Here is a 13,572-nt window from a genome sequence, read left to right on the forward strand (position 1 = left end):
TAAAGGTGTAACACGCTTTTATTGGGATAATTTTAAAAGAGCTAAAGCATTATGGATATGCAATCAAGAAAGTATGGTAGAACTTTTCATTATCCATTCTCACCAGGAACAACCAGTGATGATCGTATTAATCATGTTTGGTGGCAGGATATACAGAACATTAATCAATTTATTCACACAGAAAAATTAGACGGTGAAAATAACTGCCTGAACCAATATGGTGTATTTGCCCGTTCTCATGCTGCACCGACACAATCAGCATGGACGCAGCAGATCCGCCAACGTTGGCAATTAATTAAGGGTGATTTGGGTGATATAGAGATTTTTGGTGAGAATCTGTATGCTATTCACTCCATCGAATATCGTCATCTTGAAGAATATTTCTTTGTCTTTGCTATACGTATTAAAGATATATGGCTTAGTTGGGAAGAGGTAAAGTTTTATGCTGCCTTATTTGATTTTCCTACTACGCCAGAAATTGCCATTCCTGAAACACGAGATGAATCAGCGTTCATTAAAAATATTATTCAAACCGCAAAGCAGGAAAGTTGCTTTTCTTCATGGGATACACAAACAAAACAACGTTGTTCAATGGAAGGTATTGTCAGCCGTGATGCAGGTGAGTATTCAATTATTGATTTCCCACATCATGTTTTTAAGTTTGTGCGCAAAAACCATGTTAAAACGGATATTCATTGGAAGCATCATTGGCAACGAGCGCCTCTTTACTTTGAATACTATTCGGATGGAAAGAGAAAATGAGTTGGATATTCAGTAAAAATAAGTCATGGGATTATTTATCTAAAACGTTTTCTTTCATTGCAGATATGGGGGGAGTTCAGCAAGATCCCATTCACCACGCTGAAGGTGATGTTGCCATTCATACTCAAATGGTACTGGCAGCATTGGAACAGTTGCCTGAGTATCAAACACTGGAGAAAGAAGAACAGGAAATACTCTGGACGTCTGCTTTGTTGCATGACGTGGAAAAGCGAAGTACTACACGGATGGATTTAGATGAACGAATCGTTTCTCCCGGTCATGCCCGTAAAGGTGAGTTGACTGTCAGGCAGATTTTTTTTCAGCAAATTCCTATACCATTTGCGATACGTGAACAAATTGCTGCTCTGGTGCGTTTTCACGGATTACCACTATGGTTGATGGAAAAACCTGAACCACAGAAAACTCTGTTGGCGGCGTCATTACGTGTTGACACCTATCTATTGGCTTTATTAGCGAGAGCCGATGTCTTAGGGCGCAAATGTCATGATGCACAGGAATTACTGGAACGCATCGAATTGTTCGAACTTTATTGCCGTGAACAAAATTGTTGGAGTAATGCACGAAAATTCTCTTCTCCAGAAGCTCGTTTTTATTATTTTTCCACGGAAAGTAAACAGCCGGATTATCAACCTTATGATGATTATGGTAGTCAGGTGATTTTATTATGTGGATTACCTGGCATGGGAAAAGATCATTTTATCCAGCAGTATTATCCAGATTGGTTTGTTATTGGTTTGGATTCGATTCGACGTCGTTACCAGATAAGCCCGGAAGACAAGAATGCCAATGGCTGGGTTGTACAACAGGCAAAACAGCAGGCCAGAGAGAAATTGCGTAACCGACAGGATTTTGTCTGGAATGCTATTAATCTTACCGGTCAAATGCGTCAGCAACTTATTCAGCTATTTGTCAGTTATGACGCTAAAGTTAAGATTATTTATATCGAACAGGACTATAAACGATGGCGACAACAAAACAGTAATCGCGAATATGTTGTACCGGATAAAGTGATGGATCGAATGCTGTCTAAGCTAGAAGTTCCGACGCCTGAAGAAGCACATGAGGTGTGTTATTTCATCAATAATTCAATGAATTATGAATATTGAATTTCCTTCTGAATGGCCTTTCAGGGAAAATGGCCTTGCAGGAAAAGAGAAGGCTGTGGAGTGTATCAGCCTTCTTTCTTCTACCAAGATAACGAAATGTTATTACTGCAATAGCTGATAAAATGTTGGGTTATCATCACACTGCCCACTGCCACACTCCAGCACAGTAGAGACCAGATTAGCGGTGATCAAGATCGCGAACAATCCCATAGCAAGTTTGCCGAGTATGTGTGGTGAATATTTTGCTGGATCATGATTACCTGCTTTCAGGGGCATGATGGCAGCAATAGCAATAATGGTAAGAATAGATAAGATTGCAGCCCACGTATAGAAGTGCAAACCAAAGAAAGTGGAGCCATACCCTGCATCTCCAGGCAGGATATGTAAAGAAACCTGCCGCATAGCAACAAAGCCAGTTACGATACAACCCAGTAAGGAAAAGCTGTAGTGAGCGTTTTTAACACCAAAATAGATATTAAACAGGAAACCAAAGCCAATCATCATGATGCCTGCACGTTGCAACAGACATAGTGGGCAGGGAAGTTCAAAATGTGCCAGTTGATAATAAAATGCCACGATTAGAATGGCACAAATACCAAATAAACCAAGTATATTCAATGTAATGGCAGGATTAAGATTGCGAGATGCTGACATAGAATTATTCATTATGGCCTCCGGTTAGAAAGAAAGATTCAGTGCATCAGTAGCATGATATTTAAACCAAAATACCGTAATGATTAATAAGACAAACCAAAGCGTATAGGTCAGTTTCTTCTTGCCGGTAACAACAGTAGCAATCATAACTAACGCAATTAAAAACGGTAAAAACATATACATATTTAATCTCCAATATAAGTTAACAAAATATATAATATCATTATGAAATAAATTTACCTATAATGTGAACACAGCATCTTTAAAGGTCCAGCAATAATATTAGAACAACAATATCAGACTGATCTAAATAGGATTATTTCGTTGATTATTACAGCCAGAAAGGTGTTTGTTGCATTAAAAAATATTAGAATAATTTAATAAATAAAAAAAGCCTCTCCAGACGGAGAGGCTTTTTGTTGATTATTATTGATGAGATAGTATTAATTTTTATTGAGTATCTGCTTAAGGAAACGTGCTGTATGAGATTTTTCACATTTTGCCACATCTTCTGGCGTTCCTGCCACTAATATATCTCCGCCACCACTACCACCTTCTGGGCCAAGATCGACAATCCAGTCCGCAGTCTTGATAACATCCAGATTGTGTTCAATCACTACAATGGTATTTCCCTGATCCCGTAATTGATGTAGAACTGACAACAGTTGTTGGATATCAGCAAAGTGTAATCCAGTTGTTGGTTCATCAAGAATATAGAGTGTTTGACCTGTACCACGTTTAGATAACTCGCGCGCCAGTTTGACCCGTTGTGCTTCTCCACCGGAGAGTGTGGTGGCAGACTGTCCAAGACGAATATAGGAAAGGCCAACATCCATTAACGTTTGCAATTTACGGGCAAGGGCAGGTACTGCATCAAAAAAGCTACGGGCTTCTTCAATAGTCATATTTAGCACTTCATTGATATTCTTGCCTTTATATTTGATCTCCAACGTTTCACGGTTATAGCGCTTTCCTTTACACTGATCACAGGGAACATAAATATCAGGCAGGAAGTGCATTTCCACCTTAATTACCCCGTCCCCCTGACAGGCTTCACAGCGTCCGCCCTTAACATTGAAACTAAAACGACCTGGTGTATAACCACGTGTTCGGGATTCAGGTACGCCAGCAAACAGTTCTCTCACTGGTGTAAATACACCGGTATAAGTGGCGGGATTTGAGCGAGGAGTTCTGCCGATCGGGCTTTGGTCAATATCAATGACCTTATCAAAATGCTCCAGGCCTTGAATATCCACATAAGGCGCAGGATTAATATTGGTTGCGCCATTTAACTGACGTTGTGCGATTGGGAATAAAGTATCGTTGATTAACGTCGATTTACCGGAGCCTGAAACCCCCGTGATACACGTGAACAAGCCGACAGGTAGTTTTAATGTCACTTTTTTCAGGTTATTGCCCTTCGCACCAATTAACTTCAACATCTTGCTAGGATCAGCAGCGATTCGTTGTCCCGGGATAGTAATCTCACGTTCGCCACTCAGAAATTTCCCTGTGAGAGACGTTTGGCTTGCCATGATGTCATCAATAGTTCCTTCGGCAACGACTTTACCGCCATGAACACCCGCTCCCGGCCCAATATCAATAATATGATCAGCGGCGCGAATAGCATCCTCATCATGTTCAACAACAATAACAGTATTACCTAAATTACGCAGATGCAGTAAGGTTTCCAGCAAACGTTCATTATCACGCTGGTGGAGACCAATGGAAGGTTCATCCAGAACATACATCACGCCAACCAGACCTGCACCAATTTGGCTTGCTAACCGGATACGCTGGGCTTCACCACCGGAAAGGGTTTCTGCTGAACGGGAAAGTGTCAGGTAATTTAAACCAACATTGACCAGAAACTTCAGACGATCACGGATCTCTTTCAGAACTTTTTCAGCAATTTTGGCTCGTTGCCCGTTCAATTTGATGTTTTGGAAAAACTCCATCGCATGACCGATGCTGAAATCAGAAATCTGTGGCAGTGTGGTATTTTCGATAAAAACAAAACGCGCTTCTTTGCGCAGACGGGTTCCTTCACACGAAATACAGGAACGATTACTAATATATTTGGCTAATTCTTCCCGTACAGCGGAAGATTCTGTTTCTTTATAGCGGCGTTCCATATTATGCAGAACACCTTCGAATGGGTGATTACGGACAGTTGCATCCCCACGATCATTGGTATATTTGAATTCGATAGATTCCTTACCTGAGCCATACAAAATTGCTTTTTTAATGGCAGGACTTAATTCATCGAATGGTGTTTCTATATCGAATTTATAATGGTCTGCCAGAGATTTCAGTATCTGGAAGTAATAGAAATTACGGCGATCCCATCCACGAATAGCGCCACCTGCGAGAGAAATACTGCTATTTTGCACCACCCGGTCAGGATCGAAAAACTGTTGAACCCCTAAACCATCACAAGTAGAACAGGCACCTGCCGGGTTGTTGAAGGAAAATAAGCGTGGTTCCAACTCGCTCATACTGTAACCACACATTGGACAAGCGAAATTGGCAGAGAAGATCAACTCTTCAGCCTGAACATCATCCATATTGGCAATGACAGCCGTACCACCGGAAAGCTCTAAAGCGGTTTCGAAAGATTCGGCCAGACGCTGAGCCAGATCCGGGCGTACTTTGAAGCGGTCAATGACAACTTCAATCGTATGTTTTTTCTGCAATTCTAATTTGGGTGGATCGGAAAGATCACACACTTCACCATCAATACGGGCGCGGATATAACCTTGCGTAGCCAGATTTTCCAATAGCTTGGAATGTTCTCCTTTACGCTCCTTGACTACCGGAGCTAATAACATCAAACGTTGCCCTTCCGGTAATGTGAGAACATTATCTACCATCTGACTAATGGTTTGTGCGGCCAGTGGAATATCATGTTCGGAACAACGAGGCTCGCCGACACGGGCAAACAGCAGACGGAGATAATCGTGAATTTCTGTGATTGTACCGACGGTTGAACGCGGGTTATGAGAAGTTGATTTCTGTTCAATGGAAATGGCGGGAGACAGGCCTTCAATATGGTCGACATCCGGTTTTTCCATCAGTGATAAAAACTGGCGGGCATATGCAGAGAGTGACTCTACATAGCGACGCTGGCCTTCTGCGTACAGTGTATCGAAAGCCAGAGAAGACTTACCGGAGCCAGACAACCCCGTAATGACTATCAGTTTGTCACGGGGAATTATCAGGTTGATATTTTTGAGATTATGGGTGCGGGCGCCCCGAACTTCGATGTTATCCATTTACCATTACCCAGATTATTTATCGTGCTCAACTAAAAAACGCATTATTATTGCACAAACTATCCTGAATGGATATACAGTAATAACAGAGATTCATGCTGTAATAGTTACAGTGTATATCAAGCACTTTCAGTTGTTGTGTAGCCGATAAGGGTAGAACAACATGAAAGAGAAAGGATATAAAGTACGATGCGCTTCGCAAAGTATAATATAACGGGTTTTAGTTTAAAGTTAGCCCTCGCATGATAAACTACTTTGCTTATAATTATAGAAGTCCGTTTTTAGCAGAAATCATTTCATCAGGAGTATTCCAATGGCCAGCAGAGGCGTAAACAAAGTTATTTTAGTGGGTAATTTGGGGCAGGATCCGGAAATTCGCTATATGCCGAATGGCGGTGCCGTTGCCAATATTACTCTGGCAACGTCCGATAGCTGGCGTGATAAGCAAACCGGTGAGATGAGAGAGAAAACCGAGTGGCACCGTGTGGTGATTTTCGGCAAATTGGCAGAAGTCGCAGGTGAATATCTGCGCAAAGGCTCTCAGGTTTATATTGAAGGCGCTTTGCAGACCCGTAAATGGCAAGATCAGAATGGGCAAGACCGTTACACCACTGAAGTCGTGGTCAATCCTATCGGTGGAGTAATGCAGATGTTGGGCAGCCGTGGTGCAGCACAGGATGCACCAGCACAAGGCGGCTGGGGACAGCCACAACAGCCACAAGCTTCCCAGCAATTTAGTGGTGGCGGTATGCCATCGTCTCGTCCGGTACAGTCTCCTGCTCCGCAGAGCAATGAGCCACCAATGGATTTTGATGATGATATTCCGTTCTAGGATCTACCTTAGACAATAAGTGTAAAAAATATTACGTAATACCCTTATTTATAAGGGTATTATTGTTTTTATAGTATAAATTTTATGTAAAAAAATAATTGACGTATTCTGGGATATTGTATGCCTTGAAAAAGTGTAAATATTTGGTGTGCGTATGAATATAGATTATAGAATAACAACATTTTTAATGGATAGTGGTGAGCGATACTGTTTGATCATAGATCGCTTAAGTAAGCTCCCGTTATATTACCCAAACTTATTTTGGTCGTGACTCTAAAGCGTTAATTTGATATTCTTGTGTTTTTTTAGTGGAACCCACATGTGACTGTCAAGATAGAAGTTGTTTGCCGATATTGCGGTCAAACCGAACCTGTACGTAAACACGGGACAGGTAAAGCAGGCTTCCCGCGCTATTATTGCAAGGATTGCCGGAAAACCTTTCAACTTAACTATCGTTACAATGGCCATAAACCTGACATGAAAGAGAAAATTGTTGATATGGCAATGAATGGCTCTGGTGTGAGAGACACTGGCTGCGTTTTAGGTGTCGGTATCAATACGGTAATACGCACTTTAAAAAACTCTCGCCAAAACAAGTAACAACGAGACAGGCCGTTTACGAAGATGTGACTCTCATCTGTGAATTAGATGAACAATGGTCTTTTGTGGGCAACAAAAAACAACGCCATTGGCTTTGGTATGCGTTTGATACAAAAAGAAAACAGGTCATAGCCCATGTATTCGGTCCGCGAACCGATGCAACCTGCCGAAAATTGCTCGACTTACTGACCCCTTTTAGCATTCGTTTCATCACGACGGATGACTGGGGGAGTTACACCCGAGAAATTGAGTCTGAAAAGCATTTAGTGGGAAAAATTTTTACTCAACGCATTGAGCGGCATAATCTCAATCTGCGTATTCATATCAAACGATTGGCAAGAAAAACAATTTGTTATTCACGTTCGATAGAAGTCCACGAAAAGCTGATTGGTGCATATATTGAAAAACATCATTACAACGCTTTGGAGTCATGACCCAGATATTAATACACATGAAATAGAAACTTCTGAAATTGATGCGCTTGAAACCCAATTCCTTCGTGATGAAATCATAGTGGGTATCGGAGGAGTAGCGTTTTTTCCATAAGCTCCCCCGCATTCCTGCCATCCGGTTTGGTATCATTCCGCTATTATAGCCGCGTTTATCTCATTCTACGCCTGACACTCAATTCCAGGGCGCAAGCACACTATTTTAGGTGCTTTTCGAGGATTATTATTTCTTAAATATCAACTTTAATAGTGTTTTTATCGAGTGAAATTTAATCATAAAAGCAATTCATTACACTCTTTTAGCAAACAAAAGAGTTAAAAAACAATATTGATATTTTAAGTTCAAATATTAATCAAAGTATGCTCGCGCCCTGCACTCAATTCTGGTAGTGAAGCGTGAATTACTTCTTTTTTGTATCTAACGAGGCAATTTGCTTCCCATCTGGGTAAAAGTTTTCAACTGACAACCAAGCTTCAAAATTAGGTTTAATCTTCATAAACTCATGATCTAACATTGAAAACCATGCAGTATCTCTATTGTGCCCTTTAATTACTGCTGCTTGTCTAAAAACACCTTCAAATGTAAAACCGAATCGTAGTGCACTTCTTTTTGATGCCTCATTTAGATTATTGCACTTCCACTCAACTCGACGATAACCGAGATCTTCAAATGCATATTTAATTAATAAATATACAGACTCTGTAGCCATTCTTGTTTTTTTCAAAAAATTAGAAAATATCACATAGCCAATCTCTATAACGCCGTTATCTTTATCAATCCACATCATCGCAATAGAGCCAACCGCCTTGCCAGAACGGATATCAATGATAGAAAATTGATACGGATCAACACCATTAGATATGTTTCTCAAATAAGAAATAAACTCCATTTTGTCTTTGAAAGGCTTTGCTGGCTGAGGCAAATAAGTCCAGTCGCTAAAGTTAAATGGCTCACAGAAACACTTATAAAGTTCATCCCCATGATTATTTATATCCATTGGTATTAGCTGGCAATACTCACCAGTCAGAGTATTACCATCGGGGAGATCAGCTCCATGCCAATCAGAAACAGGGAAACCTATTAACTGACCAAATTCATTCTTAAATAATTCCATAATTTTCACTCTTCCTATTTAACCCGAATTCTGGATAAAGAATTGACGAGGGGCCTGTTCCAGGAGCAGTGTTTTGGTGTGCGCCGAAACAGCTCCGGGGAGGAACAGGCCATGGATAACTTAGTTGAAGTTTTCTGTAATGTCGATGATTTTTGCCACTTTTTTATCCCACAGTGGACACAATTTTGTCTTGATAATGGATACCGCCTGCGCCGCAGGAAAGGCCATATGTATCCCAGTGAAATCATGACCATTTTGATCCTCTTTCACATGTCGCATTACCGTCACTTTAAAGCCTTCTACTTGGAATTTCTCTGGAAATATCATCACCCTGATTTCCCCACCTTGCTCAGTTATACCCGTTTCGTCAGTGTCGCGCCTTCCGTTTTGGTTCCTCTGTGCAGTTATCTGACTAAATTAAAAGGAAAACCCACAGGCATTGCTTTTATTGATTCCACCAGTTTGAAAGTTTGCCATAACATCCGCATTCCCCGCCATAAGGTCTTTCAGGGGATAGCCCAACGCGGAAAAACTTCAATGGGTTGGTTTTACGGTTTTAAGTTACATTTGGTCGTCAATCATCAGGGGGAAATTCTGGCGCTTAAAGTGACTGCCGGTAATGTGGATGATCGGGAGCCCGTTCGCGAATTAACAACAGAATTAACGGGATCTCTTTACGGTGATAAAGGTTACCTCAGTCAAGAGCTCGCGGACGATTTAGGCAAAACCGGTGTCACTTTCATCACCCAAAAGCGCCGAAACATGAAAGCCCGTCTGCAAGCTGCATGGGATAACATAATGTTATCAAGGCGTTTTATCATTGAAACGATTAATGGACAATTAAAAATAATTTCTCAAATAGAACACTCGCGCCACCGAAGTGTAAACGGATTTTTGCTGACTGTTTTAGGTGGGCTGATTGCTTACTGCCTTAAATGGAAAAAGCCATCACTGAACATTTTCTATTCGGAAAACGATTTTTCAATGACAGCTTAAACAGAATTCGGGTTAATTAAAAAACAATAAAATAATAAGTTTTATCGAATCCTGTAGGGATTTAGATATCCTTTATATATCCATCTTCTATCTTCACTACTCTATCTGCCACTCCAAAATAAGAGTCATCATGAGTAATAACAATAACGGTTTTGCCACGCGCCTTCAATTCAGGTAATAATTCTGTATAAAACACCTTTTTAAAAACCGGGTCTTGATCTGCCGCCCATTCATCAAAGATATAAACAGGACGATCCCCTAAATAAGCAGATACTAAAGCTAATCTTTTACGCTGACCAGTAGATATATTTATGGTAGAGAATTTTCCATCTACTACTTTTACTTTATGATCCATGCCCAATTTCTGAATGTAGTGAGTGGCTTTATCAGTAATATGTGAATCTACAGTGAGTAATTCTTCAAACAAGTGAAAATCAGAAAAAACAGCAGAGAAAAATTGTCGATAATACTCATTGTTAGAAGAGTTCATTGATACACCATTTAATACAACAGAGCCTGAATCACATTGAAACAAACCAACCAACAACATTGCCAAAGTGGTTTTACCGCTGCCATTACCTCCTATGATAAAAACAATCTCTTCATGGTGTATTTTAAGATTTAATGGCCCAAGAGTGAATTGGCTATCGTCCTTATCACTCGAATAGTGATGAACAACATCTTGTAATTCAAGTAATACCTTATTTTCATTTACTTCTAAGAAAGGATTAGGCTTATCAGAATATACAATCTGAGATTCCTGCAAATATTTATCTAGCTGCCTCATTCTTTTCAAGGATACTTCTGCCATACGTAACTCGGGTATAGCTCCCATAACTTCACCAATAGGGCCAACTAAAAAGAGCATAACCAAGACTACCGTGACAAGAACACTTGGTTCAGATGGCCACCAAATGGGTACCACAAAAACCATAAAACCAATTATTACGTAAAACATAGTATCTGCTGAATTTATTAACCATGCCCATCTGGTATGACCCTTTATAAATATTTTTCTTAAATTCTCAGCGCCATGCATAATAACTTGATTAACAAATAATTTACCACGATGAGTATTTAACTGAAGCTCCTTACCTCCACTTATAAAATTCTGAAAATTAAGATAAATACCATCAACCTGCTCTCTGACCTTGTCCAGCATTTGAGAGGGTTTTTTCTCTAAAATGTGAAATCCATACATCAGTGTGCCGAAACACACTGTCAGCACCAAAAATAGCACCCAAGAGACCCAGGCCAAATAACTAAGACAAGCCACAATAAGAATGGTATTACCCAATACTATTGGCGCAGACCTACATGAATCTGAAAACACATCAACATCTTTGGTTAAAACAGCTAACAGACCATGGTGTCCAAGCTCTTGCTGCTTTTTAAATGGTGTTCGCAGTAGTTTATTACTAAGACTGATACGTAGTGATAATATTGCAGATTGGGTCAAATGTAGCAACGCAATCTCTGCAGCAGCTTTACTAAAAAAATAGACTAAACATAATATAAAAAAAACATATGAAATAGAGTAACCAGGAGACTCAATTGCTTTGCTCACCAGACCAACCAGTGAGGCTGCAGCACCTCCAGCGACTAATGCGCTTACCATAGAAAAGCACAGTAATTTCAAAGAGTAAGCACAAAGATACCTAATTAAATTCATAATAATCCATTCTCATTATTAGTGCACTATTAATAGTAATATCAATATAAAGAATCAAGTTTTTCCTAATTAGATTTCATTCCACAGCTGAACACAACTTAAAGTGCAGAATACCAAAACCATTTAATAAACAATGTACATTCCGACGAAATATTATTTTTTTATTTTTCTAAATTTAAATGTTAATTTTTATTAATTATTTAAGTGGCTATTCAAGATGAATAAGATTAAAAATGAGTTGATGTGTCATCAAGAATTATTAGTTAAATTGATAAGATATATCTCCTTTAAAGTAGAATGTGATTTAAATTTCATTAATTAATAAATATAAAGTATGAAGATAAAATACACTTATTTGATATATTAATGATTGGTGTGGGAAGGAATTAAAATTGCTAGTAGAAAATATAATTGTCTTGACAATGACTAATGGCTAGCGATATTAATTCATTATGCAGTAAAAAATCTGAAATATTCATTTGATATATCTAATCTATCCAATAGATTTAAAATTTCAGCATATACAGCAAGTAGTAAGAGAGGGCATATGAATAGCCGAATAATAAATCAGTATTCCACCATACATGCTTTGATGTCGGGCGTTTTTGATGGAATGTTTACAGTATCGGAAATCAGTCAAGGTGGCTCATTTGGTATTGGCTACTTACATGCACTCGCAGGTGAAATGATTGCACTGGATGATACTTTTTTTGAAATTCAGGGGGTGGGTAATGTGCGTCGGTTCTGTGATCACGAGCAGTTGCCATTCGCACAGTTGACATATTTCAATCCTAATGAACAGTTTCCCGTTTCGAATATCAACAAAAAATCTCTTTATTCCGAATTATCCACTCAGGTAAATATTGATAATATTTTTGCTGCGATAAAGATTGAAGGGAATTTTAAAAATATCTGGTTTCGCCGTATGAATTACCAGGAAAAACCCTTTATTGAAGCAGTTACAGAGCAATCCGAAGAGACATTGCATGATATCTGCGGTGTGATGGTTGGGTTTTGGACACCAGATATCTTTCACGGTGTTTCTGTTGCAGGGTTTCATATTCATTTTATTGATGAAACCCGGACAAATGGCGGGCACGTTCTTGATTTTGAGTTACATAATGGTCTTTTAAGTTATGAGTTAAAACAAGATATAAATATCCATCTGCCAGATAATAGTGAATATCTTAATGCTGACCTAAAAATCAATAACCTGGATGATGTTATTAAAAAATCTGAAGGATGATAATGAACTGTAGAAAAATGATATTTTTTATTCTCACTTAAGGCAGGGAAAGAGCAACTTCAATCCCCGCACTGGACATCAGTTACTTGTTTTTAAGAGGCTTGAATATTCCACCGGAACCCAATTATATCCCTGTTCCTCTTTACGAATATGTCCGATACCAGGGAAGGGTAAATGGGCACCGTCAATTACCCATTGATGATGTGAGGCTTTTTCGAAAATAGATTTACGTGCTTCAATGGCTTTATTGTTATCCACATCAAATTCAATAGAAATTTTTGGATGTGCCAGTTGTACCGCATAAAAATGTACGATATCACCCAAAATCAGCATGTGACTTTTGCCTGAATGTATCAAGTATGACCGGGTGTATGACCAAAAGTGGATATTGCTTTGATGCCGGAAATAATCTCTTCTCCACTTTTAAAAATACGAAATGCCTTTGCAGCAATATACGGTGCAACAGCTTTCTGAACCATGTTAGCGAATGACTGATTTTTTTCTGAAATTGAAGCTACAAGCTGAGGGTTCAACCTGAAATTATTTTCTGCCTCAGAAATATATACGGTCGCATTTGGGAATATGGCTTTACCTTCCAGTGAAGTAATGCCACAAGTATGGTCTGGGTGCATATGTGTCAGTAATGTGGCTTTTACTTCTTCTGGTTGATAACCCGCAGCATGGATATTATTAATGATATTTCCCGCGGTGGGACCAAAGCAGTGGACATTGTAGAAGTTGCTATAATACCTGCGAGTGTCAATGTAATAGCAAGATATGATTTCTTAAAAATATTTTTCATTAAATATTCCAGAAAGTTAAGGAAATAAAATAACTATAATTT

At 39.2% G+C, this 13,572-nt stretch carries 13 protein-coding genes; 6 read left to right on the forward strand and 7 right to left on the reverse strand.

Annotated elements, in window-relative coordinates; genetic code table 11:
* The first annotated feature begins 51 nt into the window (after positions 1-51).
* Both HGO23_RS04745 and HGO23_RS04750 read left to right on the forward strand, forming a co-directional pair.
* Positions 52-762, forward strand: coding sequence for an RNA ligase family protein (locus HGO23_RS04745; RefSeq protein WP_209028149.1), 711 nt, complete (start codon positions 52-54; stop codon positions 760-762).
* Positions 759-1,889 carry an AAA family ATPase gene (locus HGO23_RS04750; RefSeq protein ID WP_209028150.1) on the forward strand — a complete coding sequence of 377 codons (1,131 nt, stop codon included), beginning with the start codon at positions 759-761 and terminating at the stop codon, positions 1,887-1,889. Before HGO23_RS04745 ends, HGO23_RS04750 begins: the two co-directional genes overlap by 4 nt.
* Before the next feature lie 102 nt (positions 1,890-1,991).
* Here HGO23_RS04750 and HGO23_RS04755 read toward each other — a convergent pair whose 3' ends face one another.
* The 3 genes from HGO23_RS04755 to uvrA all read right to left on the reverse strand — a co-directional run bounded on the left by HGO23_RS04755 (position 1,992) and on the right by uvrA (position 5,818).
* Positions 1,992-2,555, reverse strand: a complete 564-nt coding sequence (locus HGO23_RS04755) for a disulfide bond formation protein B (RefSeq protein WP_209028151.1) — start codon at positions 2,553-2,555, stop codon at positions 1,992-1,994.
* 12 nt (positions 2,556-2,567) lie between these two features.
* On the reverse strand, positions 2,568-2,726 hold the full coding sequence (locus HGO23_RS04760) for a DUF5993 family protein (RefSeq protein WP_169923096.1): 159 nt from the start codon (positions 2,724-2,726) through the stop codon (positions 2,568-2,570).
* Between the two features lie 260 nt (positions 2,727-2,986).
* A complete protein-coding gene (gene uvrA / locus HGO23_RS04765; protein WP_209028152.1) occupies positions 2,987-5,818 on the reverse strand; it encodes an excinuclease ABC subunit UvrA in 2,832 nt (943 codons plus the stop codon).
* Positions 5,819-6,131: 313 nt separating this feature from the next.
* On the opposite strand from uvrA, the gene HGO23_RS04770 reads away from it, so the two are divergent.
* Both HGO23_RS04770 and HGO23_RS04775 read left to right on the forward strand, forming a co-directional pair.
* Positions 6,132-6,650, forward strand: coding sequence for a single-stranded DNA-binding protein (locus HGO23_RS04770; RefSeq protein ID WP_099137186.1), 519 nt, complete (start codon positions 6,132-6,134; stop codon positions 6,648-6,650).
* A gap of 321 nt (positions 6,651-6,971) precedes the next feature.
* Positions 6,972-7,684, forward strand: a protein-coding gene (locus HGO23_RS04775) for an IS1 family transposase (RefSeq protein WP_209028153.1) whose coding sequence is annotated in 2 segments (ribosomal slippage) — positions 6,972-7,218 and positions 7,218-7,684 — 714 coding nt in all. Because the reading frame shifts where the segments join, the coding sequence is not laid out codon by codon here.
* A 416-nt stretch (positions 7,685-8,100) separates the two neighbouring features.
* Here HGO23_RS04775 and HGO23_RS04780 read toward each other — a convergent pair.
* Positions 8,101-8,814, reverse strand: coding sequence for a GNAT family N-acetyltransferase (locus tag HGO23_RS04780; RefSeq protein WP_209028154.1), 714 nt, complete (start codon positions 8,812-8,814; stop codon positions 8,101-8,103).
* A gap of 111 nt (positions 8,815-8,925) precedes the next feature.
* Here HGO23_RS04780 and HGO23_RS04785 point away from each other — a divergent pair, with 111 nt between their 5' ends.
* A complete protein-coding gene (locus HGO23_RS04785; protein ID WP_209028155.1) occupies positions 8,926-9,810 on the forward strand; it encodes an IS982 family transposase in 885 nt (294 codons plus the stop codon).
* Positions 9,811-9,871: 61 nt separating this feature from the next.
* Here the strand turns inward: HGO23_RS04785 and HGO23_RS04790 are convergent, their stop codons facing one another.
* Positions 9,872-11,482: a cyclic peptide export ABC transporter gene (locus HGO23_RS04790; RefSeq protein ID WP_209028156.1), complete on the reverse strand. Its 1,611-nt coding sequence runs from the start codon at positions 11,480-11,482 to the stop codon at positions 9,872-9,874.
* Positions 11,483-12,029: 547 nt separating this feature from the next.
* Between HGO23_RS04790 and budA the strand changes: the two genes are divergently transcribed.
* Positions 12,030-12,728 (forward strand): acetolactate decarboxylase, encoded by a 699-nt coding sequence (gene budA / locus HGO23_RS04795; RefSeq protein ID WP_209028157.1) that lies wholly within the window; start codon positions 12,030-12,032, stop codon positions 12,726-12,728.
* A gap of 78 nt (positions 12,729-12,806) precedes the next feature.
* Here budA and HGO23_RS04800 read toward each other — a convergent pair whose 3' ends face one another.
* The gene (locus HGO23_RS04800; protein WP_099136120.1) at positions 12,807-13,061 is read right to left on the reverse strand and encodes an MBL fold metallo-hydrolase; all 255 of its coding nucleotides are present in this window, start codon (positions 13,059-13,061) and stop codon (positions 12,807-12,809) included.
* Positions 13,062-13,081: 20 nt separating this feature from the next.
* Entirely contained in the window at positions 13,082-13,510 is a 429-nt protein-coding gene (locus tag HGO23_RS04805) for an MBL fold metallo-hydrolase (RefSeq protein ID WP_099136119.1), read from the reverse strand.
* Positions 13,511-13,572: the final 62 nt, after the last annotated feature.

Origin of the sequence: Xenorhabdus budapestensis (assembly GCF_017743015.1) — a bacterium.
GTDB classification, from domain to species: Bacteria; Pseudomonadota; Gammaproteobacteria; order Enterobacterales; family Enterobacteriaceae; genus Xenorhabdus; species Xenorhabdus budapestensis.